Annotated in this window: 24 protein-coding genes; 12 read left to right on the top strand and 12 right to left on the bottom strand. The window is 53.9% G+C overall.

Going from position 1 to position 24,942, the window contains the following annotated elements; all coding sequences use genetic code 11:
- The 4 genes from ligA to JRG72_07560 form a co-directional block, all read left to right on the top strand.
- Positions 1-1,982, top strand: a 1,982-nt coding sequence (gene ligA / locus JRG72_07575) for an NAD-dependent DNA ligase LigA (protein MBW2135075.1), incomplete at its 5' end; no start/stop codon positions are given.
- Positions 1,979-2,269, top strand: a complete 291-nt coding sequence (locus tag JRG72_07570; protein MBW2135074.1) for an acylphosphatase — start codon at positions 1,979-1,981, stop codon at positions 2,267-2,269. The genes ligA and JRG72_07570, both read left to right, overlap by 4 nt.
- A gap of 120 nt (positions 2,270-2,389) precedes the next feature.
- Entirely contained in the window at positions 2,390-2,821 is a 432-nt protein-coding gene (locus tag JRG72_07565) for a hypothetical protein (GenBank protein MBW2135073.1), read from the top strand.
- Entirely contained in the window at positions 2,818-3,498 is a 681-nt protein-coding gene (locus JRG72_07560) for a YIP1 family protein (protein ID MBW2135072.1), read from the top strand. Before JRG72_07565 ends, JRG72_07560 begins: the two co-directional genes overlap by 4 nt.
- A 271-nt stretch (positions 3,499-3,769) precedes the next feature.
- Here JRG72_07560 and JRG72_07555 read toward each other — a convergent pair whose 3' ends face one another.
- The 11 genes from JRG72_07555 to msbA form a co-directional block, all read right to left on the bottom strand.
- Positions 3,770-4,123 (bottom strand): response regulator, encoded by a 354-nt coding sequence (locus JRG72_07555; GenBank protein MBW2135071.1) that lies wholly within the window; start codon positions 4,121-4,123, stop codon positions 3,770-3,772.
- 29 nt (positions 4,124-4,152) lie between these two features.
- Positions 4,153-6,507 carry a GAF domain-containing protein gene (locus JRG72_07550; protein ID MBW2135070.1) on the bottom strand — a complete coding sequence of 785 codons (2,355 nt, stop codon included), beginning with the start codon at positions 6,505-6,507 and terminating at the stop codon, positions 4,153-4,155.
- A 19-nt stretch (positions 6,508-6,526) separates the two neighbouring features.
- Entirely contained in the window at positions 6,527-7,990 is a 1,464-nt protein-coding gene (glgA, locus tag JRG72_07545; protein ID MBW2135069.1) for a glycogen synthase GlgA, read from the bottom strand.
- A gap of 64 nt (positions 7,991-8,054) precedes the next feature.
- Positions 8,055-9,053 carry a galactose-1-phosphate uridylyltransferase gene (galT, locus tag JRG72_07540; GenBank protein MBW2135068.1) on the bottom strand — a complete coding sequence of 333 codons (999 nt, stop codon included), beginning with the start codon at positions 9,051-9,053 and terminating at the stop codon, positions 8,055-8,057.
- Between the two features lie 213 nt (positions 9,054-9,266).
- On the bottom strand, positions 9,267-9,479 hold the full coding sequence (locus JRG72_07535; GenBank protein ID MBW2135067.1) for a DUF2905 domain-containing protein: 213 nt from the start codon (positions 9,477-9,479) through the stop codon (positions 9,267-9,269).
- A gap of 108 nt (positions 9,480-9,587) precedes the next feature.
- A complete protein-coding gene (locus JRG72_07530) occupies positions 9,588-9,833 on the bottom strand; it encodes a hypothetical protein (protein MBW2135066.1) in 246 nt (81 codons plus the stop codon).
- Between the two features lie 15 nt (positions 9,834-9,848).
- A complete protein-coding gene (gene waaF / locus JRG72_07525) occupies positions 9,849-10,925 on the bottom strand; it encodes a lipopolysaccharide heptosyltransferase II (protein MBW2135065.1) in 1,077 nt (358 codons plus the stop codon).
- Between the two features lie 212 nt (positions 10,926-11,137).
- Entirely contained in the window at positions 11,138-11,707 is a 570-nt protein-coding gene (gmhB, locus tag JRG72_07520) for a D-glycero-beta-D-manno-heptose 1,7-bisphosphate 7-phosphatase (GenBank protein MBW2135064.1), read from the bottom strand.
- The gene (gene waaF / locus JRG72_07515) at positions 11,704-12,906 is read right to left on the bottom strand and encodes a lipopolysaccharide heptosyltransferase II (GenBank protein MBW2135063.1); all 1,203 of its coding nucleotides are present in this window, start codon (positions 12,904-12,906) and stop codon (positions 11,704-11,706) included. The genes gmhB and waaF (JRG72_07515) overlap by 4 nt, the downstream gene beginning before the upstream one ends.
- Positions 12,855-13,949: a tetraacyldisaccharide 4'-kinase gene (gene lpxK, locus JRG72_07510; protein MBW2135062.1), complete on the bottom strand. Its 1,095-nt coding sequence runs from the start codon at positions 13,947-13,949 to the stop codon at positions 12,855-12,857. The genes waaF (JRG72_07515) and lpxK overlap by 52 nt, the downstream gene beginning before the upstream one ends.
- Complete coding sequence (gene msbA, locus JRG72_07505) at positions 13,946-15,727, bottom strand: lipid A export permease/ATP-binding protein MsbA (GenBank protein ID MBW2135061.1); 1,782 nt, start codon at positions 15,725-15,727, stop codon at positions 13,946-13,948. The genes lpxK and msbA overlap by 4 nt, the downstream gene beginning before the upstream one ends.
- 499 nt (positions 15,728-16,226) lie before the next feature.
- Here msbA and JRG72_07500 point away from each other — a divergent pair, with 499 nt between their 5' ends.
- The 8 genes from JRG72_07500 to JRG72_07465 all read left to right on the top strand — a co-directional run bounded on the left by JRG72_07500 (position 16,227) and on the right by JRG72_07465 (position 23,283).
- Positions 16,227-16,901 (top strand): MotA/TolQ/ExbB proton channel family protein, encoded by a 675-nt coding sequence (locus JRG72_07500; GenBank protein MBW2135060.1) that lies wholly within the window; start codon positions 16,227-16,229, stop codon positions 16,899-16,901.
- On the top strand, positions 16,898-17,293 hold the full coding sequence (locus tag JRG72_07495) for a biopolymer transporter ExbD (GenBank protein ID MBW2135059.1): 396 nt from the start codon (positions 16,898-16,900) through the stop codon (positions 17,291-17,293). The genes JRG72_07500 and JRG72_07495 overlap by 4 nt, the downstream gene beginning before the upstream one ends.
- 9 nt (positions 17,294-17,302) lie before the next feature.
- A complete protein-coding gene (locus JRG72_07490; GenBank protein MBW2135058.1) occupies positions 17,303-18,097 on the top strand; it encodes an energy transducer TonB in 795 nt (264 codons plus the stop codon).
- A 210-nt stretch (positions 18,098-18,307) separates the two neighbouring features.
- On the top strand, positions 18,308-20,467 hold the full coding sequence (locus JRG72_07485) for a TonB-dependent receptor plug domain-containing protein (GenBank protein MBW2135057.1): 2,160 nt from the start codon (positions 18,308-18,310) through the stop codon (positions 20,465-20,467).
- A gap of 122 nt (positions 20,468-20,589) precedes the next feature.
- Complete coding sequence (locus JRG72_07480) at positions 20,590-21,198, top strand: flavin reductase family protein (protein MBW2135056.1); 609 nt, start codon at positions 20,590-20,592, stop codon at positions 21,196-21,198.
- 98 nt (positions 21,199-21,296) lie between these two features.
- Positions 21,297-22,001 (top strand): TraR/DksA C4-type zinc finger protein, encoded by a 705-nt coding sequence (locus JRG72_07475; GenBank protein MBW2135055.1) that lies wholly within the window; start codon positions 21,297-21,299, stop codon positions 21,999-22,001.
- A gap of 308 nt (positions 22,002-22,309) precedes the next feature.
- The gene (locus tag JRG72_07470; GenBank protein MBW2135054.1) at positions 22,310-22,906 is read left to right on the top strand and encodes an IMP cyclohydrolase; all 597 of its coding nucleotides are present in this window, start codon (positions 22,310-22,312) and stop codon (positions 22,904-22,906) included.
- 2 nt (positions 22,907-22,908) lie between these two features.
- Positions 22,909-23,283 (top strand): hypothetical protein, encoded by a 375-nt coding sequence (locus JRG72_07465; protein MBW2135053.1) that lies wholly within the window; start codon positions 22,909-22,911, stop codon positions 23,281-23,283.
- Between the two features lie 16 nt (positions 23,284-23,299).
- On the opposite strand, the gene JRG72_07460 is transcribed toward JRG72_07465, so the two are convergent.
- A complete protein-coding gene (locus JRG72_07460) occupies positions 23,300-24,814 on the bottom strand; it encodes a hypothetical protein (protein ID MBW2135052.1) in 1,515 nt (504 codons plus the stop codon).
- Between the last annotated feature and the right edge of the window lie 128 nt (positions 24,815-24,942).

Here is a 24,942-nt window from a genome sequence, read left to right as displayed (position 1 = left end):
AGTTGCGGGAGCAGATTCACTATCACAATTACCGCTATTATGTGCTGGATGCGCCGGAGATTGCTGACGCCGAATTTGATCGGTTAATGCAGGAACTCCAGCGCCTGGAAGAGCAGTACCCGGAACTGGTGACCCCGGATTCCCCCACTCAGCGGGTGGGGGCACCGCCGTTGGATAAGTTTGAGACCGTTGAGCATCGCATTCCCATGCTCTCCCTGGAGAATGCCTTTACCGAGGCCGAAGCCCGGGAGTTTGAGCAGCGTTTGAAGCGGTTTTTGCGGACCGACGAGGAATTCGAATATGTGGTGGAGCCCAAACTGGACGGCTGTGCGGTAGAGTTGGTCTATGAAAATGGACAACTGGCGGTAGGCTCCACCCGCGGCGACGGTTGGCGGGGGGAAAATGTCACCCAGAACTTGAAAACCATTCACACCATTCCCTTGGTATTGCTCAAAACTGAGGAGCCTGTTCCGACGCGGCTGGAGGTGCGGGGCGAAGTTTATATTGAAACCGCGGACTTTAAAAAGCTTAATGAGCAGCGGCTACTCCAAGGGGAGCCGGCCTTTGCCAATCCCCGCAATGCCGCAGCCGGGTCCCTGCGCCAGCTTGATTCTGCCATTACCGCCCAACGGCCGTTGAATATCTATTGTTATGGAGTGGGTGAGGTAATCGGCCGGGAGTTTGCCTCCCACTGGGAAGTGTTACAGTCGTTGGCAGCCTGGGGGCTGCGGATCAACCCGAAGATCGAGCGATGCCTGGGAATCGAAGCGGCCATCGATTATCACCGCCGCTTAGAGCAGCTTCGCCATGGGCTTCCCTATGAGATCGATGGCGTGGTGATCAAAGTCAACTCACTGGCTCTTCAGGCCCGCCTAGGCACCAAGGCCCGCAGCCCGCGCTGGGCCCTGGCCTTTAAATTTGCCGCCACCCAGGCCACTACCCGGGTCCTCGATATCCGGGTCAGGGTGGGCCGCACCGGCGCGGTGACTCCCACCGCGATCATGGAACCGGTGGAAGTGGGGGGAGTGACGGTAAGCCGGGCAACCCTGCATAACGAAGACGAAGTCAGGCGCAAGGATGTTCGGGTCGGAGATTGGGTCCTGATTCAACGGGCCGGTGATGTGATTCCGGAAGTGGTCAAAGTGATAAAAGACCGTCGTCCGGAGCACACCGTCCCGTTTGAGATGCCGACTCATTGTCCGGTATGCGGCACTAAACTGGTGCGACCCCCGGGGGAGGCGGTCACCCGTTGTCCCAACCGCAACTGCGTGGCCGTGCTCAAAAGGTCCATTCTGCACTTTACCAGCAAAGGGGCAATGGACATCGACGGCCTGGGAGAAAAGATCGTCGATCAACTGGTGGATAATGGGTTAGTTCAAAAGCTCAGTGATCTGTATAAATTGACCGAAGCCGAGCTGATTCCCCTGGAGCGCTTCGCGGAGAAATCAGCTAAGAACATCATTACTGCCATCCAGGCCAGCAAGCGGCCGGAACTGGGTCGATTCATCTATGCCTTGGGAATTCGCTATGTCGGCGAGGCTACGGCTAATCTGTTGGCCCAGCATTTCCAATCTCTGGATGCCTTAAGGGCCGCCAGCCTGGAGGAGTTGTTGCAGGTGGAAGGGGTGGGGCCCCAGGTAGCTAAGAGTATCCGTGATTATTTTCAAAATCCTCATCAGCAGCGGTTGCTGGACGAACTTCTGGCCGCGGGACTGGAGATCCAGCCCCCGGAGAGTCCCCCCGAGACGCCTTTGGCCGGCAAGACCTTTGTTTTTACCGGAGGCCTGGAACATTATTCGCGGGAGGAAGCCAAGGCCCTGGTGGTGGCCCGGGGCGGCAAGGTCAGTTCTTCGGTTTCCGCAAAAACTGATTATGTTGTGGTCGGGGCCGAACCGGGCAGTAAATATGCCAAGGCCCAGGCCCTGGGGGTGACGATCTTGGACGAAGCGGCCTTTGAAGCCTTATTACGGAGGAGGGCATGAGCAAAGAGGAGATGGTGCGGGCTCGAGTGCTAATTGACGGAATGGTCCAGGGGGTCTTTTTCCGGGCCCATACCCGGGACCAAGCCCGGAGGTATGGAGTTAACGGTTGGGTCCGCAACCTGCCCAGTGGCGAAGTGGAGGCCCTTTTCGAAGGTGACAAGCGAGCGGTAGAGCAGGTCATTGCCTGGTGTCATCAGGGGCCGCCCTCCGCCTGGGTCAAAGAGGTAAAAATCCAGTGGGAACCTTATTTAGGTGACCAGTCGGGATTTCAGATAGTTTATCGTTAACCCTTTTTTTATCCCCATGCCATAAAAATCGGATTCGACCCTAGCTTCTGGTAATTGCCAGGTTTAATCTGCCGCGGGTCTAATTTTTAAGCCTGGGGCCACAAACAAGGAGCTCTCCATATGGCCATTTCCGAAACCAGAGTCCTTTCTCCCTCCTGGCGGGCCTTTTTGGTCTATTATGTGGCCATCGGCCTTTGTGTTCTGGGGCCCCATCTTAATCCCCAGTTTAGCCTGCAACTCGGACTCACTCCCCTACGCGGACTGATTATTGGGATAATTTTGCTTCTGGGAGTGTTTTATCTGAAATGGAACCAGGAATACCAGATATCCCCTCAGGGTATTAAGAAAGTCAGACGTTTTCCTGCGCACCAGGAAAAATTGGCCTGGACTGAGGTGGATCAGATAGAGATGCGACGGGGATTGACCCAAACCTTGCTCCAGGTAGGCAATGTCATCGTTAAGCCGCGGCCTGCGGATAAATCGTTGATCATGCTCTACGGCATTGAAAACCCAAAAGAGGTAAAGGAGTTGATGGAAAGGGCACGCTCATGAATCTGCCGGGGGACTGGGTGGAGAACGAAGAACAGGGTTACAGCCCTCCTGAAGTTCAGGGGCCGATACCCTGGGAAGACCCGGAAGTGCCTGTGCTGGCGGCCTTGGTCAATACGATCAAACTGATATTGCTCCATCCCGGAGAATTTTTCCAGAACCTGACTCGTCAGGGGGGATTAAGTGCCCCCTTGGGTTTTGCCCTGATTCTGGGGACGACCGGCATGCTGGCCTCTTTCTACTGGCAGTTAATTCAACTGTTATTAATTGGCAATTTGGGTTCCTGGCTATCTTTTTTGGTCAACAAATCATTAAATTTAGAGCCAAAAACCGTGGTGGGGGTGACCCTATTGGTTCCCCTGCTGGTGTTGGTTACCCAATTTATCGGCAGCTTTTTCTTGCAGTTGGCCTTGTTGCTGGTGGGAGGGCGGCAGCCGAGCTATGAAGCGGCTTTCCGAGTCGTGGCCTATGCCAACGCCCCTTTAATAGCCACCTTTCTCCCCATGGGGGGTGGAGTGATCGCCAGCCTGTGGTGCTTGATCCTGGAATTTAAGGCCCTGGTTCGAGTCTTCGAGTTATCCAGGCTGCGGGCACTGATGGCGCTGTTACTGGCCTCATCTTTCTCTTTATTGATTTTTGGGCTCTTAACCCTAGTTTTGGGATCGGTCTTAATAAGGTGAGATAAGAGGTCATTACTGGTTCGGGCTGTTGAGCCGGGTTCTGTCTCAGCTAAAGGCGCAGCCGTTGGTTTCTCAAATCAAGCATCAGACAGCTAAAGATGACTATGGACATAAGCGGCAACTGTGGGTTCAGAGTATATAAGGGATGGCTAAAAAGGGTTCGTGCCAGGACTCATACACTGATTGGCTAGCTCCATCCAGTATCTCCAAAACGGCCAACCATTGAAATTCATACATTGCCTTCCCTTAGGCAACCGGCGCTCGCGCCCATTTAGTCTTTAAGGTGCCTTTTGACCGCGGCTTTCAGGTCCTCCAGGTCGGAAGATTTGACCAGATATTCTTCCGAGGCCCAGGTCCCGAAATCCTGTTTATATTCACTGTAGGCGGAGCTGAGCAGCACTGGCATCCGAGGATTCTTTTCCTTTATCTGGCGGAGGACTTCGATACCGCTCATCTCCGGCATTTTGATATCCAGGATTACCAGGTCCAGCGGAACTTTTTCTACAATGTCCATGGCTTCCCGGCCATCGGCCGCGGTATAGACCTCATAACCTTCGTCTTTGAGTTCCTCGCTATAGAGCAGCCGGATGCTCATCTCGTCATCCGCCACCAGAATCTTTTTCATCATTGTCCTCCTCTAAAACTGGGCAATCATCATTTGGTCTGCGGTTCCTGTGCTTCAGGGGGGTTAATCAGACAATATTTAGTAATCGGCAGAGTAACAATAAAGGTAACACCCTTGCCCAATTCATTGATGATCTCGATTTCACCGTAGTGGCGGGAGACAATCCGCTGGGCGATGGAAAGACCGAGACCGGTGCCAAACTCCTTGGTGGTGAAAAAAGGATTGAAAATATTATGTACTAATTCTATGGGTATCCCCCCACCCGTATCCGAGACTGCGGCTGCGGCATACAAGCCGTCAGCCTTTTCCATCGGATAAGTCCTTATGGTGAGCGTTCCACCCTTTTCCATGGCCTGGCGGGCATTTTGGAAGAGGTTATAAAATACCTGCTTAATCTGCCGATCATCACAATGGACCGCCGGCATTAGGGCAAGGTCTTTGACTATCTTGATATTGCTGGCCGCCAGGTCGCGCTCGATCAGGGTTAGAGCATCTTCAATTATCTGGTTGAGTTGATGCTCCTCATAGTAACCCAGGTTGACCCCAGAGAAATCCAAGACCTCGCGCAGGAGTTTTTCCAAACGCCCGACTTCGTGGGTGATAACTTCCACATCGTGTCGGAGGGGGGAGTCTTTCCCCACTTTTTTACTAATCCGGCGGGCAAAGCCTCCAATCGAAGTCAGCGGATTGCGGATCTCATGGGCCATCCCCTGGGCCAGGCCACTTAAGGCCGCCAACCGGTCAGACTCCAACATCCGTTCACGAATAAGCGAGAGTTCTCGGGCATTGGCTTCAATGGTGCTGTAGAGCCGGGAGTTTTCAATGGCCAGGACCGCCTGGTTGGCAAACATGGTAAGTATCTGAACGTCCTCATCGCGGATAGAGCGTTTTGACCGCTGGTTATCTACTACAATAACCCCGGTGACCTGATCTTTGACGATAAGGGGGACGGTAACAAATTCCTGGGTGTCATACAAGCGCCGCAATTCCTGATTAACCCGAGGGTCTTGCTCAGCCTGGGTAATGTGAAAAGGCTTTTTCTGCAACACCGTCCGGGCCAGAATACTCTGATCTTCTTTTAAGGGAATCTGCAATTTGGGTAGCAGCTTCTCCAGCTCGCCTCCCGCCTGGGCCTCGACCGGCACCATCAAGGCTTCCCGTAAAGTTAAAGAGGGTGGAACAGGGCGTCGGAGCATCCCTTTAACCGCTTTCAGGGTCTGATGCGCCTCATTTACCAGCAGCACTATGGCTCGATCATATCCTAAACCGCTTTCCAGGGTCAGAGCATTAAGAATGATATCTAAGAGCTTTTCCATCCGCACGGTGGTCATCAAGGCCCAGGAAATTTCCTGCAGCACGGTGAGCACCCGCACCATCCGTTCGTTTTTCTCGGCCAGCGATTCTAATTCTTGAAAAGTCAGAGCGTTTTCTATACTGCTGGTGATCATCCCGGCCATAGTAAACAAGAGCTGGCGGTTTTCCGCATCAAATTCTTGGTATTCCTGAGTCTCCGATATTTTGTCATAGACACAGAGCACCCCTTTTAGATGTCCCTTGAAAATCAAAGGCACCCCCAGGTAGGAATGGATCTGGCCTTTACTGTTGGGGAAACTGGCGGCAACAAAAGGTAGTTCCCCGCTGACCACCGCAGCCTGGACCTCGGAGGGCACTATGACCGGACAGACCTGAGAGATATCGCCGTATTCCGAGGCAATTATAGGGATTCCGGTCTGTTCATCGATGATTCTTAAAATAGCGCCCCGGGCATTGATAATTTTTGCACAGGTACTGACAATGCGTTCCAACAGCGCATCCAGTTCCATGGTGGAACTGATGGCCTTGCCGATTTCAAAAAGGGCCGATAGCTCCGCAATCCGTTTCTTGGTCTCATCGTGGCGTAAGGCCTGACGGATAGTTCCAGCTAACAGCCGACAGGCCAGCTTGATCAACTTCAGGGCGGAGACATCTAATTTGCGGCGCTTTTTATCTATCAGAAGCAGCACTCCATACAAGAAATTGTCATCTGCCACCACAAAGCTGGCCAGAGTCTGAAAGTCAGGCTGCAGAACTTCCAGCGGGCTATTGGCTTGTAAAATCCCAGGCTCGTCCCGATAGGCGATCTGGTTTTCCCGGGTGTGGGCTGTGGTTCCCACCAAGCCTTTTCCTAGCGGAAAGTTGATCAGATTGGCCGGAGAGACCGGGCCTTTACTGCTGGTGTTGAGGAGCAGGCGTTGTTTCTCTTTTTCCAGGACAAAGAACAGGGCCAGATCAAATTTCAGATTCCGAGCCAAAAGGTGGACAAAGTTATCCAGGCGCTCGCTATAACTCACCGAGGAGGTAAAAAGTTCGATGAGTTGGGTCAAAAATGCCAACTGATTAGACATTGTCCTAGATCAAGCCCCTCTAATGATAAAGTGATCTTTTCTCCATAGCCTTCTGGTAAAGCTCCAGATATTTCTGGACCGATTTATCCCAGGAAAAATCCTGTGCCATGGCCTGCTGAATCAGTTTCTGCCAGGCGCTTTGATCCTGATAAACCGACAGGGCCCGCTGGATGGCAACCAACAGATCGGCTGCCGTATAATTTTGAAATTTGAAGCCGGTTCCCTCTCCGCTCGGAAGGTCATAATCCTGGATGGTTTCGTCCAATCCTCCCGTGGCCCGGACCACCGGGATGGTGCCGTAACGCAGGCAATAGAGTTGATCAAGGCCGCAGGGTTCATAGCGCGAAGGCATGAGAAACATATCCGAGCCGGCAATGATCTGGTGGGCGAGATCCTCCGAATAGCCGATTCTGACCCCCACCTGGTGCGGATTACGCTGCTGGAATTCAGTGAAAAAATATTGGTAGCGTTCTTCCCCGGTGGCTTGAATAACAAAGGCCACGTTTAGATTGACTAACTCTTCCATGATATCGCGGACCAACTCGATGCCTTTACGCTCCGTAAGTCTCGTAGTCATGCCGATCATGGGCTGATGCTCGGCAAGCTCGATCCCAAAATATTTGGCCAGGGCAGTCTTACAGGTCTTTTTCCCCGATAGGTTTTCCCGGCTAAAAGGCGAGGCGATAAGTTTATCCAGGGAGGGATCCCAGGTCTCATAATCGACGCCATTCAGCACTCCATAAAGATCCTGAGCCCGTTCCTGGAAAACCCCTTCCAGGCCGGCCCCGTACTCTGGGGTTAAAATCTCACGGCGGTAGGTCTCGCTCACCGTATTGATCAGATCGGCAAATACCAGCCCGGTCTTCATTAAATTTATTTTACCATAAAACTCCATGGTTTTGCTGTTAAAGAACTCCCAACCGAAACCGGTGAGAGGCAGGTCATAATGGGGGAAAATCCCTTGCCAGCCCACGTTATGAACCGTATATAAGGTAGCAATAGAGGACAGGTGAGAACGATCACGGTAAAGGTTCCGGAGATAGGCTGGAATGAGGCCCGTATGCCATTCATGGCAGTGACAAACATCAATGTCCAGCTCCAGGGCTTCAATCATTTCGGGTACCGCCCGGCTTAAGAAGATAAACCGTTCAGCATTATCCTCGTAATCTCCATAAGGGGTGCCATAAATGCCTTCCCGGTTAAACAGACAGTCCTGGCCGACGAAAAAGATTTGCAGTTTAGGATGAACCTGGATATGGTAGATCTCGGCGGTTAAGGTTTTGATCGACAGGGGGATATTTAAGGTCTTGCCGGAAAAAGCTATCGGCCAGCCGCCATCCTGAGTCTGGCGATAATAAGGGGTTACTACGGACACTTGGTGGCCCTGTCGGACCAGCGCCCAGGCAAGACCATGGATTACCTCAGCCAGACCTCCGTTTCGAGCAAAAGGTTTGGCTTCGGGAGCAACGATCATTATTTGCATAAATTTTCCTCTCCGCCAAAATTCGTTTTTTATATGAGTACAGGCCTCTGATCGCGGTCCCGGATCAAATTTCCACCTCCCGTAAATAACGGGCCGCGTCTTCGGGGGGAGTAGGATTAATATAAAAACCGGAACCCCATTCAAAACCGGCCATCAGGGTTAGTTTGGGCATAATCTCAAAATGCCAATGATAATGCTCCAGATTACGCTGCCGCAGGGGGGCGGTATGAAGAATAAAATTGTAGGGGACGCCTTTTAAAGCCGCGTCCAACCGCCTTAAAATCTGAGAAAATAACTCGCCTAGCAGCCAGAAGGAACTGTCCTCCATGTCCACATAGGAAGAATGATGGGCTTTGGGCAGGAGCCACATCTCAAAAGGGGATCGCGGCGCAAAGGGGCAGATGGCCAAGAATTGGTGATTTTCTAGGACGACCCGAACTTTCTGATTCATCTCCTGGCGGATGATATCACAATATACGCATCTTTCTTTCATCTGATAATGTCTTTTGGCGCCATCGATTTCTTCCTGGACCAATTCCGGGATAATGGGCAGGCCAATGAGTTGGCTATGACTGTGTTCCAATGACGCGCCGGCACTGCGGCCTTTATTCTTAAAGATGAGGACATAGCGGAATCGGGGGTCATTACCCAAATCCACAATCCGATCCCGATAGGCGTGCAGTACCTCGACGAATTGGTCAACCGGAATCGTCGAGAGAGTAGCGTCATGATCCGGAGTTTCAATAATCACCTCATGGGCACCGATCCCGTTCATCAGGTCATACAACCCCTCCCCGCGTTTGTCCAGTTCACCTTCAGTAACCAGCGCAGGGAATTTATTTGACACCACTCGCAATCGCCAACCCGCAGTGTTAGGAGCAGTGCCCGGGGCACGATAAGCCATGATTTCGGGTGGAGTGACATGCTCATTGCCAGGACAGAAAGGGCAGAAGCCGCCCTTGGTAACCTCAGGCTCGACGACAAAATCATGCGGACGCTTGCCCCGCTCAGTGGAAATAATAACCCAGCGATCAATGATCGGGTCTTTTCGTAACTCCGGCATTCAGACCTACCTCCTCCACAAGATGACCCATTTTCTTTAACCCCGCCGATCACCTGACTATCAGCAAATTCATTATTTAGTCCGTTACGGATATAGTTTTTATTCAATCAATATTTATTTTATTTCGGCTCTGAACTAGCCAAGAGTATATCGGGACCCCAAAATATTTCAACTGATTTCCGAGAACATCTGGTCAAATTAACGGATCCCGGCTTAGCGGCGAAAGATCGCAAACAGGATCGATAACAGCACACTAATGATCAGGCAGGTGACTAGAGGGAAATAAAGGGTAAAGCGGCCACGCTTAATCGTAATATCGCCTGGCAACCTCCCCAACCAGGGAATTTTGGGGGCCAGCATGATTACCAGGCCGATGATCAGCAGGACCAGACCCATAAAAATCAAGCCTCGGCCCAAGTCTCCCATATTACCACCTCAAGCCTTTGTTGATATTGTCATCAAATTAACGATAACAAAAATATAACCGTAATTCAAGCAAGCCAGCGGTGAACCGACTCAAGCCCTAGGCTATCATTATAAGCCCAGAAAAATTTTCAAAGTGAATTTTGGCGGTAACCCCTTTCTATGGGTCTCGATCAGGGTGAAAAGCGAAATCGTCCCTCCCTCGGCCAAGACGTTTTTTAGCTCCAGTAATACCTGTTTAATATCCACCAGCACGTGTAACAGGTTCAATGAGATAATCGTGTAGATGTGGGGCTCCGCCAGTTTGAGGGACACATTGTTGGAAATTACTTCAGATAATCTGGCTTCCGCATTCATGGCAACCTTCCCTCCTTAAGCCCCCGGCCTCCTGCTTTTTTCTACGGCCAGCATCTGTTGCACTGCCGCCCATACGGCCTCGACCCCGATCCCGGTCATGCACTCCGGATGGGGACAACGGCGCCGGAAGCAGGGGCTGCAGGGCAGGTATAAGCGGACGATCTGGTGCCCGTCGCCAAAGGGGCCGGTGCGCCAGGGGGCGGTAGGGCCGAACAGGGCCACCACGGCGGTGCCTACCGCTGCGGCCAGATGCATGGGGCCGGTGTCAGTAGTCACCGCCAACTCCGCCTGCTGAAAAAGGCGGGCCAATTCGAGCAGACTGGTGCGGCCGCTTAAGTCCAGGGCCGCGGTCTGCATCCGGGCTTTAATGCGGGCTATGAGGGGGCGATCGCCGACCCCGCCGGTAAACACCACCCGGGCCTGTTGCTCGGTGACCAAACGGTCCGCCAGCGCCGCAAAGCGCGCTGCGGGCCAACATTTGCTGGGCCAGCGAGCCCCGGGGTGAAGCACGATCAGCGGGCCGCTGCGATCCTGCCACAGCGGCGCCAGCCAGACCCCGGTATCTTCCTGCAGGGGTAAGCGAAACCGAGGTATGCCAGGAGCCGCGCCCAAATATTGGGCCAGGTTTAAATATCTCCAGACTGCATGCGCTTCCCGGTCAAAAGGGGGCAGGCGCTCATTTAAGACCAGATAGCTGCCTTCCCGGGTACGGTCATAGCCGATTTTGCGGGGGCTGCGGGCCAGCGCGACCCAGAGCGCACTTTTCAGCAGACCCTGGATATCGATCACCAGATCAAATTCGGACTTGCGAAGCCGATGGATCAGTCGGATTAGCTCTCGTGCCGCCCGCGCCCATAAAAGCCCATTTTGCCGGGGCCTTAACCACGATCGCCGTCGGGACACCCAGACATCGTCCAGGGCAGGGTGGCCGATGAGCAGCGGCGCCGCAGCCTCTTCCACCAGCCAGGTGATCCAGGCCTGGGGATAGGTGGCCCGCAAGGCCTCCAGGGTGGGCAGGGTATGGATGACATCCCCCAGGGCACTGAGTTTAATCAATAAAATACGGGGGCTTTGACCAGAATAAGTTTGCATTGCAGAAGAAATTATCTCACGAAGCACTTAAAAGGTTAATTTGAGGGGAGGACCGGGGGACCGCCGGGCCGCCGCCCTCCTCTCAAGCTCCCCTTCCAACACCCCTTTAAGGGTTTTGGGAGAGGGGCGGTTTTTCTCCGGCCCCGGTTCATTCATTTCATGCTCTGGTAAAAAATATGAGCTTTGGCTCAACTAGCGGCCAAGCCGTTGTTTTACCCGGATTTATCGATTTTATTTACTTCATTTAAGATGAAGCGGGCGGCGTCCTCTAGGTCTGAGGCGATATAGACCGGCTCGGTCCGTTTGGGTCCCTGATAATACTCCAGTTCACCCCGACCATAGCCGGTCAGCACCAGGATGCCTCTTGCCCCGGCATTGGCGGCCAGTTCAATATCAATAAACCGGTCGCCGACCACGAAGGAGCGGCTCAGATCGATCTTTAAATCCCGAACAGCCTGGTACAGCAGACCGGGCCGGGGTTTGCGACAGTCACAACCCGCATCCGGGCCATGCGGGCAGATATAGATGCCATCCAGATAGGCCCCGCCCTGATGCAGCACCTGCTGTAATTGTTGGTGAATTTGCTCCATCAGCGAGGCCGGGAAATAGCCCCGGGCCACGCCCGATTGATTGGTGACCAGCACCACTTTGATTCCGGCCCGGTTAAGCCGGGCAATGGCGGCGATAGTACCGGGCAGCAAATGAAAGCGGCTGGGATGGTTGATGTAGCCCATCTCTTCGTTGATGGTGCCGTCGCGGTCTAAAAACACGCCGATATTCATGCCGTCCTCGCCAGCCAGTCACGGGCGGCGGCCACTACTTCGGCCGCGGTGATCAGTTCCATGCAGCGGTGATCGGTAGGGCATTCTCGTTCCAGACAGGGACTGCATGGTACCGGATGCCGCAGCACCGTTGCCAGAGGCGTAAAAGGGCCGGTGCTGTCCGAATCAGTGGAGCCGAACAGGGCGACCAGCGGCACCCTCAGGGCCGCGGCGACGTGCATCAGACCGGAGTCATTGGTAATCAACAGGGCCAGATGTTTGATTACCGCCATGGCGGTGCGAAGGTCGGTCTGTCCGACCAGATTGACTGCAGGGTGGCGCATGCGTTCGACAATCCGGCCCGCGACCTCGGCATCGCCCGGCCCTCCCAAGAGCACTATCCGGGCGTCGAATTCTTTCTGTAATTGTTCCGCCACAGCAGCAAAACGCTCCGGCAACCACTGCTTGGCAGAGCCATACGCAGCGCCGGGACTGATGCCGATGATTAACTGTGCGGGCTCGAGGCATTTCTGGGCCATCAGGTCACGAGCCTGAGCCAAATCCTGGTCATCCAGATATAGCGCCGGCAAGGCGGTGGGGACCTGATTCCCAAATGCCCTAAGCAGCCCCAAATGCCGGTAAACCTGATGAAGATGGGCCAGTTTTTCCGGGGAGCGGATTATGGTGGTCAATAACGGCGTGCGGTAATCAGTATTGTAGCCCAGGCGATGGGGAATGCCGGCTGCCCAGGCGACCAGAGCCGACTCAAAGGAGTTGGGAAACAACAGGGCTAACTCAAATCGCCGGGCGCGCAATTTTTTCACCAGCGGCCATCTACCCGGATTATCAGGAGCTGGCGCTGAGGAGGGAGACAAAATAATCTCGGAAATTGCGGGATGCCCCTGAAACACTGGTGCCACCCGGGGTACCGCCAGCACCGCCAGATGCGCCTGGGGAAACAGCTCCCGTAATCGGCATATAGCCGGAAGGATGAGGACTGCATCTCCTACCCAGTTGGTGGCGCGCACCAAAAGGCGGCGCAGCGGCTGGGAGGGCAGGGGCCGTCGCTGAACCACGCTCAGGCTCTGTAGAGCATCCTGAATTCTCTCTGGCCCGGCAGGAGCTTCAGGGTCTTGGGCAATGGCTGGAACACTCACATTAATCAAGGCTAAAATTCTAGGGAGTAGTCCCCGATTCGGGTGGAATAATGATCTAGCCACTCCACCTCCAGACCTAAGACTAACAACGTTGGCTCTAACTCCCAACGTTCCCCCAACCGGGCCCAATCCTTCTCGGTGGTAACCAAGGCCTGAACCCCTAACTGGCGGCTCCGCTCCGCCAGTCGCTCAAGATCTTTTATATCATAGGGATAATGGTCAGGAAAAGGATGAAATTCGGTAATATCGACCCCCAGTTCTTGAAGGCTGGCAGCAAATACCCAGGGACGGGCCAGACCGGCAAAGGCCAACAGCCTCTGCCCCCGCAACGATTGGGCTGGCAACAGTTGACCGGCAGGGTGGCTCAGAACCCGACGGGGGCGCAGGCCGGCGCGCAGGATAGGGGTGTCTGGAAAGGCGGCCTGAAGTTTTGTATATTGTTCCCGGTGCTGTTCCTCCCGGTAGCGGGTCAGCACCAGTACTACCGATCGTTGCAGGGTGCTCAATGGCTCTCGCAGCGGTCCGCGCGGCAACAGTCGTCCATTGCCGAAAGGATGCGCCGCATCCAAAAGCACCAGGTCAAGATCGCGGTGTAATTGAAAATGCTGGAAACCGTCGTCCAGCAGCACCAGTTCGGGATGGAAGCGGTCCTCGGCGACTAGCCCGGCGGCATAACGGCTGGCCCCGGTAAGGACCGGTATGCCATGGAGTTGCCGGGCCAGGAGGTAGGATTCGTCGCCGGCCTGGGGCGGCTGACAAAAAATTTTTTCCCCATCCGAGATCACTTGCGTCCCCTGAGCTGTGCTGCCGTAACCTCGACTGAGGATCGCTACCCGTCGCCCCTGATCCTGTAAGCGCTGGGCCAGATAGATTACCAGGGGGGTTTTGCCGGTCCCGCCCACGGTCAGATTACCGATACTGATCACCCCACAGGTGAGTCGTTGGACTTTGAGCCAACCAGTGTCGTATAACCAACGTCGACCACGAGCCCCTAGTCCATACCCCCAAGCCAGCACCGTGGCCAGAACCCGCCAACCTCCCCCAGGCAATGGAGTTCCCGGTTCGTTCTGCAGCCGGGCAAAGACCTGTTGCCACCAACTGTTCATGACCTGTGGGCCAGGGTGCTGTACCTGGCTTGGGTGTCAGTCTCCACCTCGTTGTCCTTCTCTCCTGAGAATTGCAGGTTGTACAATTTGCGATAAAGACCATTGCGGTTGAGCAGTTCTTCGTGGCGCCCTACTTCGACGATTGTCCCGTCGTTGAGCACTACGATGCGGTCCGCCTGGAGGATGGTAGATAACCGGTGGGCAATCACCAAGGTGGTACGGTCCTGGATAAGATTATCCAGCGCCTTTTGCACGGCTCGTTCAGCTTCTGAGTCCAGAGCTGAGGTAGCTTCATCCAGAATCAGGATGGGCGGATCCTTCAACAGGGCCCGGGCAATCGCCAGGCGCTGGCGTTCTCCGCCCGAGAGCATTAGTCCCTGTTCGCCGATCAAGGTATCCAGCCCTTGGGGCAGAGTCTGGATGAAATCCCAAGCATAGGCGGCCTGGGCCGCCAGGATGATCTCTTCCTCAGTACAATCCAGCCGCCCGTACGCGATATTATGGCGCACGGTGTCGTTGAACAGAATGGTCTGTTGGGTAACGATACCGATCTGGCCTCTCAGAGACTCAAGGGTTACCTCTCTGATATCATGGCCATCGATGCTAATCGAGCCACCGGTAACTTCATAGAATCGGGGCAACAGATTGACCAGGGTGGTTTTACCAGCCCCGCTAGGACCCACCAGGGCGACCATCTCGCCGCGGCGCACCCGAAGACTGACGTTTCGCAGCGCCGGTCGATGGTCGTAGGCAAAATCAACCTTATCAAAGACAATTTCCCGGGATAGGGGTGGCAAGGTGATAGCATCGGGTTGGTTACGAATGGTGGGGGTGAGATCAAGGATTTCAAAGACCCGAGTGGCCGCAGCCAACCCTTCCTGGATGGAGTTGTTAATATTGCTCAGGCCTTTGATGGGGGCATAGAGCATCAACAGCGCGGTCATGAAGGAAAAGAAGGTTCCTGGAGTGGAATAACCTTTAATAACGTTGTACCCCCCATACCAGACAATGGCTGCTACGCCGATACCTCCCAAGAGCTCCATTACCGGTGACGATAAAGCCCAAGCTATGACCCCCTTCATTCGCAGTCGAAAATAGCGCTGGTTCTCTTGGCAGAAGCGTTCAATCTCATAATCCTCCCGACCGAAGGCCTTGACGATCCGGTTGCCGATCAGGGTCTCTTGTAAGATCGTATTAATTTTACTCATGGAAACCTGGCGGTAGGAGGAAATACGACGGAGTCGACGGCCAAAATTTATAATAGGAATCACCGCCAGGGGAAAAATCACCATGGCGATCAGGGCCAACCGCCATTCCCGATAAAAAATAACCCCGATCAGCCCGATGATGGTAAAAATATCTCGGACGAGATTGGTAATCACGGTAGATACTGAGGTCTGCAGGATATTGACATCATAAGTAATGCGGGACATCAACACCCCGGTGGAAATGCGGTCAAAAAAAATCAAGGGCTGGGATTGCAAATTGCGAAAGAGATCGTCACGGATGCCCGTGACGGTAATCCCGCCAACATAATTCATCAGGTAGCTATGGATGACCGAAAAGACTCCCTTCACCAAATACAGGACGATGATCAGGGGTGGCAAAATATAGAGCATGTTAAGGCGCTTATCAATAAAGATGTCATCCAGCACCGGTTTGACCAAAAAGGCCATCAGGGCGGTGATTCCGGAGACGCCCAACATGGCTCCCATGGCAATTATCATCCGCCACCAGTGGGGCCGGACGTATTTCAGTAGCCGGAAATAGAGTTCCATTATGTTCGTTCAGTCAATCGGAATTCCGTCTCTCAAAAGGGAAACCCTTTATTAAGGAGGACATAGAATATGTTTTTCCTTAGTAGGGGAGGAGGTGACCCCCCGGTCTGAAAATATAATAGTTTAAATATTAATTTATAACCCATGCAAATTGATTTTACCATTAAAATTAACCTCCCCTGAGCCTCAGCGCTGGGGTTCGACTTCCAAAAAACGGTTGGTTAATGGGATTCCTGGTAGAAGCAACCCTTTGGATTTCCCCCAGGGAGGCGACACCCTTTGGCATAAGGTGGATATAGCCAATAAAATAACCCCGGTAAAATTTGATTGACATTTCCAGCCCTTTTGGGATAAACAACAGTAATAGTAAGGGAGACGAACTTCCTGATAATTTTTCAAATTTTATTTAGCTGAAAATTTAATTAGCTTAATCCAAGCCATGAAGGCAGGTGCCCGGTCAAGGGCAAACCTCTTCATGGTTTTTTTTGGAGGCAATTCCATGGATATTACCAAGACCTTGCTGAACCTGGCTTTGGGGGGCAGTGCCTGGGTGTTGTGGCTGCTTATCATTCTCAGCATCGCTTCGGTGGCAGTGATGATTGAACGGGGGCTGGTATTTTATCGCGGCCGGTTCAACGAAGAACACTTTGTGGATGATATCGGACCGCTAATGGAGCAGGAGGCCTGGTCCCAGGCTCGGGACCGTTGTGAGGCAGAAGCGGCCCTGGAACCCCAGGTATTGTATGCCGGGCTCAGGCAGGTCGAACAGGGCAAAGAGGCCGTCTGGGAAGCCATGGAGAGCGAGCGCATCCGCATCGGCCTGCTGCTCGGCAAGCGGCTCCCTTTTTTGGGCACTTTGGGAGCCAATGCCCCCTTCATTGGCCTGTTCGGCACGGTTTTGGGTATTATTCATGCCTTCAAAGACTTGGCCCTGACGGAAAACGGGGGCGGCCCGGCGGTCATGGCGGGGATCGCCGAGGCCCTGGTGGCTACCGCGGTGGGTCTGCTGGTGGCCATACCGGCAGTAGTGATGTACAACTACTTCCATAGCCGTCTGCATGTGGTCCTGGAACGCTCCCAACGTCTGGGGCGCCTGTTGCTTACCAATCTTAATCCCCAACCACAGGCAACCAACATCAGTGCTATTCAACCGAGAAGCGAGGCACGGCGATGAAAGGTCAGATTCACGGCCCCATTACCGAGATCAATATGACTCCCTTTGTGGATATTGTCCTGGTCATCCTGATCATATTTCTGATTACTGCCACGGTGATGATGCCCCGCACCTTTTCCATTGCCTTACCCAAAGCCACCCAGGCCGACAAGATGGAAAAAGTGCCGATCATCATCAGTATTGACCGTGAGGGTGGAATTGCTATCAATGGCGTCCGGTTAGCCCAGGACGATCAGTTCGAGGCGGTCTTTTTGAGTCAGAAACCGGGAGATGGTCCCCAGGCAGTGATTGCCGCGGATAAAGAGGCCCGCCATGGCCGCTTAATTGAAGTAATTGATCGACTCAAGCGCTTACAGGTGCAGCGGATTGGCATCGAGGTGGACCAGGATTAAAGATTGGCGATGGCAAGCCTGAGATTTGGCAATTCCCGCCCGGGACTGCTGGACTGGACTATTCCGGTGCTGATGTCGTTCATTTTACACGGGATGATCCTGGGTGGGGCACTGCTTTTTTACCAGGATCGACCGCGGCCTAAGCGGGTGGTGGTCGTGGAACCCATTACCCTGACCTGCGCCCGTCCCGGCCCCGCGGCCGGGGGCGGTAGTTCGCCACCACCGCAAGTGAAACCTAAACCGCAACCTAAACCCAAGGTAGTACCAAGGCGACCTAAACCCAGAAGCACTGTCCGGCGCCGGCCCCGCCGCGAGCCGGTTCCACCCCCCCCTTCACTGGCCATGGCCCGGCCCGAAGTTCCGGCGCCGAAAAATTTGCCAACTTATGCTGCCAGATCAACCGGCCAGGGCCCCACCTCTCAGCGGGGGTATGGTCGAGGTTCTGGTGGAGGTTGCGGGCGGGGGTCAGGTTCCGGCTCCGGGGCAAGGTCAGGCTTCGGCTCCGGTTCGATCCTGAGCAACTATTTGTCCGGCGTCCGGCAATTGCTGCAGCGCCACAAGAATTATCCCTCAATGGCCCGCCGGCAGCGGCTGGAGGGAGTGGTGGTCTTGCGCTTTACCATTGCCGCCAGCGGCCAGATCAAGTCCAAGAGCATCTTGCGATCCTCGGGTCACCCGGTGCTGGATCAGGCGGCCCAGGATACGGTTAGGCGGGTGGGTCGGTTTCCGCCTCTACCGGTAGCGTTGCAGAAGTCACAGCTCACTATTGAGGTGCCGCTGGCTTTCCGCCTGGTAGGGAGTTAGCAAAGGAGGTAAGCACCCAGCATTAGCCAGTGTGCTTTGGCCGGGAAAAAGAAGGCAGCCCCTCGGCCAAGGATAGCTGCCTTCTCTGGAACCGCGCTCGGGTTAGACAACGGTCCCTGGCTCCTTTTCTAACAGAGTAGGGAGGCGTTGTCAAAACGTTTAACTGCGTACTTGGAGAGAAAGGAGAAGGAGAAAATGTTGGCTGGCAGGATGTTCAAATCGTTGACTCTGGTGATCTTAATGATTCTGGTATTGCCCCTGGCGGCTTTCGGGGAAGAGCCGTCCGGGAAGACTCCGGCCGGAGAGGAAGAAAAGGCAAAGATAGCCTCTGAGCCGGAAAAGGTGAAGAAGATAGAAGAGTTGCCGACTATTGAAGTAGTGGCAGTCCCAGAAGAAACTCCGACCAGCACTATCATTGGAAAAGAGGAAATCGATCTGGGCTATTATCAAACCATCCAAGGCGCTTTTGAAGACCAGGCCGGGGTGGACCTGAGCCGGCAATCATTGTTAGGCCGCAACAACCATCAGGTGTCGATCCGGGGTCTGGATGAATCACGTTCGCAGATCAATCTCAATGGCCGGAGTATAAAGGCCACCGGGGTGATGGGCGGGTACTATGTGGATTGGTCGATGATCCCCCTTCAGGACATTGAGCGGGTGGAGATCATCCGCGGCGCCCAATCCGCAGCCTATGGCGACACCCTGGGCGGCGTGATCAATATTGTCACCTCCAAAGGCAGCCGAGTGCCCAAGGTTGCCCTCGATGCCTCCTATGGCAGTTGGGATACCCAAACCTATCGGTTCAGCCATTCTTATGGCTTTGGGCCAGTGCTCTACGCCTTCGGCGCCGGCCACGGCAAAAGTTCCGGTTATTTGCGCAACAACTATGTTGACCGCTGGGATGTGAACGGCAGCCTGACGTTTGAGTGCCCCTGGGATCTAAGCCTGACCCTGGCGGGTCGTTACAGCGCCCTGGAAAACGGTATGATTGTGGAAAATAAGGATTACTTACCCTTCTTCCGCCCCAATGAACCGCGCGGCGACTACAATTACCTGGGCGGCCCGGGCCTGCCCTTTTTGGGCGGCGCCAAAACCTTCGGAGATAACAGTTACATCTTTAATCAGCGCACCGAACTTGACCTCAGCGCGATTAAAAAGCTCTGGGCCGGCGAGGCAGAATTTAAGCTCTATTATAACCAGGAATCCCGGCTGGACCGTTTTTATGCCCTGGACGACCGCAACAAACTCATTTGCCAGCGCGGCGCCGGCTGCGATGATACCTGGGGCTGGAACTTCAGATGTCGCCAGACCCTAAACCAGGTCCCCTGGTTGGGCAAGGTCCCGGTGGGTTTTGGCCTGGAAGGAGTTTATTATGGGTATGGCGGTTTTAGCTATGAATATATCGATCCCACCTATTTTCGGTTTGTACCGACCGATGGCTCGGGAATCAAGAACGCCCAGAAGATTCAAAGCGGCTATGTGGAGGCGACGCTGCCTCTGGCGAGTTTTATGGAGCTTTACCTGGGGCTGCGCTATGATAATTATATAGCCTCTCCAAATATCAACCCAGCTTCACGCACATTTGTATACGGGATCAGCAAGGATGGCTTGGTGCCCAAGAGTACTTTGACCTTCCGGCCCACCGACACCACCGAGGGTTATATATCGGTCAATTATGCCACCCGTTATCCCACCCAACCGGAGTTTTACTGGTTCGGCGGCGGCTACCAACCTCCCAACCGCGGCGGCAGTTTATCACCGGAGTTCGGCATGCAGTATGAAGCCGGGGTGACCCAGAAATTGCCCTGGAACTCTGTGCTCCGAGTCCGAGGTTACTACTACGATATCAACCAATATATCCGTACCGTGTTCGGCTATCGTCCTAGCCGGGTGGTTTACAACATCGATCTGGTCAAACTGCGGGGGGTGGAAGTCGAGGGCGAGGTAGGACTGCCTTACAATCTTTCCGCCTTTGCCAATTATACCTGGCAGCAGACCAGCACCAGCGCTGATCCTTTAAGTGGAGATATCCGAGAACTACCCGAGTATCCGGACCACAAATTTAATCTGGGATTGAAATATAAGGCTAACAATGGAGCCGAAGGCAAGGCTTATATCAGAATGGTTTCCCACCGCTATTACCCGGAGGCTCAAGTAATTCTCAACAAGCTTACCGGGGTGGGACTGCGACCGATGAAGGGGTTTATGACTCTTAATTTGGAAGGCCGGTATCCGGTGGTACAAAAGGGCGGGATGAGGGGCTATCTCTACGGTGGAGTTGAGAATCTCACTGGCGAATTCTACGAGGAAAGCGCCGGATTCCCGCTGCCCACGCAAACGATATATGGAGGCATTCAACTACGCTATTAGTCTTCGGGAAACCAGTGGCCCAGTACACCGGCTACCGCCGGTACTGTCCGTTAGTACCTGGTTCCCAAATTTGGCCTGGCATTCAGGATGAATGATACTTAATATAAGCAAAGGAAATCATGATGATCTTGAACCCTTTTAAAAGAGAATCAATCATGCCGCTACCGGTGGCCTTTATTTCGACCCTCAGTGCCGAGGGCGTTCGCAACATTGCTCCTTATTCCTGCGTGATGCCGGTGTTACGCCCACTGGATCTGGTCTGTGTGGCCTCGGCCCATCGGCGGGACACCCTGAACAATATCCGGACCACCCGGCAGTTTGTGTTGAACTTTCCCGGACTGGAGTTGGCCGATAAGGTAATCCCCACCGCCCGCTACAGCCCCCCAGAGGTGGATGAGTTCGAGGTGGCGGGGTTAAGTGTCAAACCCTCGGTGCAAATCAAGCCCCCGGGGATAGCGGGTTGCTATGCCTGGATGGAATGTCAATTATATAAAGCCTACGCCGAGCCCCAATACGTGCTCATTACGGGGAAGGTCGTGCATCTGGAGGTGGACGATGCGGTATATCTGCCTGATGGCTCCCTGGATGTCAGAAAGGCCCGGCCCCTGATGATGACCGGCAACGATAAGGGAATGAAATTTTGCACCGTAGTGGAAATCAATAAATTCGAACTGTATGGGTCAATGTTCCCTAATGGGAAGGATCCGTTGGCCCATAAATACGAACCTTGAACTATAATGGATCAGGATCCGCGGGGAGGGAGGAGGACTTACAATCCTGTTTCCTGCCTAATTTTTTCAGTCCAAACTAAACCAGGAGGCATTACTAAATGCACGAATTTGCTGAGGCCCGCCGGGCCATTGAAACCATGATTCGCAGCGGCGATCTGGAGGGATTGCTCCGCCATACCGAGACCATCCACGGCCATCTGTGCCCTGGGGTGGCCTGGGGGATTCAGGCCGGACAGTATGCCATGACCACCTTAAACCGGAAAAATACCGGTATGGAAGAGGTAGTGGCGATTGTAGAATGCAATAATTGTTTTACCGATGGCATCCAGACCGTAACCGGTTGCACCTTTGGCAATAACGCCCTGATTTTCAAAGACCTGGGCAAGACCGCGGTAACCGTCGCCCGCCGCGAGGATGGCGTGGCGGTCCGGTTGGCGGTCAAGCCCGGTTTCCGGCAGCGGCTATTCGAAAAATATCCGGCCGCCGGCCCCTTGTTCAAGAAAGTAATAGTTGACCGGCAAGGCAACGAGGAAGACCATCACCGGCTGCACCACCTGTGGCACGCCATGGCCCGGAAAGAACTGCAGACTCCCCTGGAGGAGCAGTTTAATATTCAACATCTGACCATCAATATGCCCGAATATGCCCGGATCTTTGCTTCGCTGCCCTGTAGTATCTGTGAGGAAGAGATCATGGAGACCCGGGTATGCCTGCGGGATGGGAAACCAACCTGTCTGGCCTGTGCTCATGAACATTATTTTATCCTCACCGGTAATGGCATAACCCTTACCCGGGATGATTAGCAGCCTGAAAGCGGACGGGGGGATTTCCCCCAGATTTAGCCCTGGCCTTCATCCTGATTAGCCAGGGTTTGGTCGCCTTTGGCCTTGAAACCTGGTTTGAACTAACTGGGCGCGAAACCAGAAATTGAGTGGATGCCGACCAAACCGGTCGAGTGGCAACTCCGGCTATTTTAATATAGGCAGTTGTTTTTACTGGAATCCGACCGTTTAAAAATGGAAACTTACAAAATCTGAGGGGCCTAAAGGGTTGCATAATTTCTCACGCTATAGTAGGAATAATCTTAGTTGATCTGTTAGCGGGAGGAACTATGAGCGCCATCCAACGGGCCTTGATGAGTGTTACCGATAAATCCGGTCTGGTCGAATTTGCCTGCGGGTTGGGCCAGTTTCAGGTGGAAATCCTCTCCACCGGCGGCACCGCCCGGATGCTGCGGGAGGCCGGAATTGCAGTTACCGAAGTGGCCGATTTCACCGGCTTTCCGGAGATGCTCGACGGTCGGGTGAAAACCCTCCACCCCAAAATTCATGGCGGCATTCTGGGACGCCGGGACCGGCCGGAACATGTGGCCCAGATGCAGACTCACCAGATACTTCCTATTGATCTCGTCGTGGTTAATTTGTATCAATTCGAAAAAACCGTGGCCCGTCCTGGCTGCACCCTGGAGGACGCCATTGAAAATATCGACATCGGCGGCCCGGCCATGCTGCGCTCGGCCGCCAAGAACTTCCGGGATGTCACTGTAGTAGTGGATCCGGCCGATTATCCTACTGTGCTGGCCGAAATGCAGGCCCACCAGGGGGCCACCACCCTGCCCACCCGCTTTACCCTGGCCAAGAAGGTTTTCTCTTTGACCCATAACTATGATGGCGCTATTTTCCGCTATCTGGAAAAAATGCAGGTGTAATTATGGGCAGAACTACTCTTCCCACCACCGTTGCCCTGAGCCGGGGGCGTAAGATTGACCTCAGTCAGCCCAATTATTACCGGGACCTGTTGACCACCATTGCCCAGGAAATACTCTATGAGCTGTCTGAAATTGAAAAGGTAGATCTGACCTTACTGGATCAAGAGGCTTATCTGGAGGTGATCGGCATCACTCAGATCCGCTTGTTAAACGAACTCTACTTCTGCCTGGGCCAACTCAAGGGCCGGGGCATGGAGCTGGACGTGAAACAAGCCATTGAAGATTTACGCGACATCTGGAACAGCTACATCGACAAAACCAACCGTCCGGCCGCCTTGAAATTTCAGGTAGAGCCGGAAGATCTGAAAAGACAATAAGTCCCCTGCTGTATTGTTACAATTTCTGCATGGCGGCCAACAGTTCGGCCTTTTGGAAATGCTGGCCGATGTCGCGGCGTAGGGCCAGACGGTTGCCCTGCTCATCTTCCCTGGGAATCACCCGGATTTTGCCACTATCGTAAGCGTTTAACATTCTCTGCCGCAGATTGTCGGCTACCTGCCCCCTTTTCTGGCCCGGCTTGATAGTGGCATTGGCGTCTAGAAAGGCTACCCGCGAGCCATCGGATTTGAAAATGCCATTCTCGCTGTAAGCCATGGCCGAGGGAATTACTGTAATCCGCTTTTTGTTAAAATAGTCGAAGTCAATCTCCACTACCTCGCCTTTGGTGAGCGACCAGGGGTAACCTTTCTGTTGCTGAGGCCCGCCGGGACCGGTTACCAGGGCTAGGCAAAGGGAAATCTGATCGGTCCTGATCTCCGGGGCGACTTCATGCAGGTTGCCCACCACCATGGCCTGGATGAGGGCACCCAGGTTGCGCAGTCGTTTGACAATGGGCTGAAATTCCGGTTCCCCCGGGCGGATATTGATTTCGCAAACCCTAAGCGCCCGGGGGGTAAAATCTGACCAAAAAGAGGCAAAGCAGCCGGGATATAACACACAGGGCCGCAGGATGCCACGCTCTTGCATCTTGGCGATCAGGGGTTGAGCAATGGTTTCCTGGGCCAGGGCCAATAAGGCCGGGGTTTCCAGGGGGTGAGGGGAAATCGAGCCCATGCCGCCGGTAATGGGATTATCAAGGCCGGGCGGTCCGTCAAATCTTTCCGGATAGTCCATGGCAGTGGGCAGAATTTGGTAATGGCCGTTTTTATCGACTAAAATGGTAAAACTGATTTCCACCCCCGACATGCGGGCTTCGATCAACAACGGCCAAGTAGATTTTTTACCGCATAATTGGCGATAGGCATCTTTATAATCGCTGATTAATACCTCATAAACCTCCCGGATTTGCCAGGTATTTAAAATTATCCGAGCCCCTTTGCCCCCAGCACTGTAAGGATATTTAAGGACCGCGCCGCCGAATTCATGGAGATAAGCCAAACAGGTGGATAGCACCGCGCCATAATCGCGGGCCTCCACTTCCTTCCAGGCCGGGGCCACCGGGATAGCCGCCTCTTGGCAGAGGCGTTTACCGGCGATCTTATCGGCTTCGATAAAGGCTCCCTGCCGATCTAAGCCAATAATGCGATCACCATAGCCGGCTGCGGCAATCTCATCCACCAGCCCCGCAAAGATTAAACCTTCCGGCATGATCATGGCGATATCCAGGGATCCTTCCTGAAAGGCCTGAATTAAGGATGCGGCATGGGCCTCGGGAGAATTATCCGTAACCGGAATAAAATCGACCGGCCAGTGCATTTGTTGGGCAAAGGCAGGCATGGCCCCCGTGCCTCTGACTACCAGGCCCCGATATTTACCGGGATAAAGTTCGCTTTTAGAGCGGCTGGTCTCCAAAGCCGCCAGAAAACTGCGGCCATCGGTCCCCACAAAGCCGATGTTAACCGGTTGCATAAGCACTCCTCTTGTCGAGCGATGTCACTGCGCCTCAGGCTGGCCAATATCATCACCTATATCAATTAGATGCTCATAAATCCACTAAATTTTCAATGATAACCTTAACCCAAAAATTTCTGCCCGGG

The organism is Deltaproteobacteria bacterium (assembly GCA_019309545.1).
In the GTDB taxonomy this organism is placed as follows: domain Bacteria; phylum Desulfobacterota; class Desulfobaccia; order Desulfobaccales; family Desulfobaccaceae; genus Desulfobacca_B.
The sequence above is the reverse complement of the archived record's forward strand: the minus strand, read 5'-3'. Positions and strand labels throughout refer to the sequence as shown.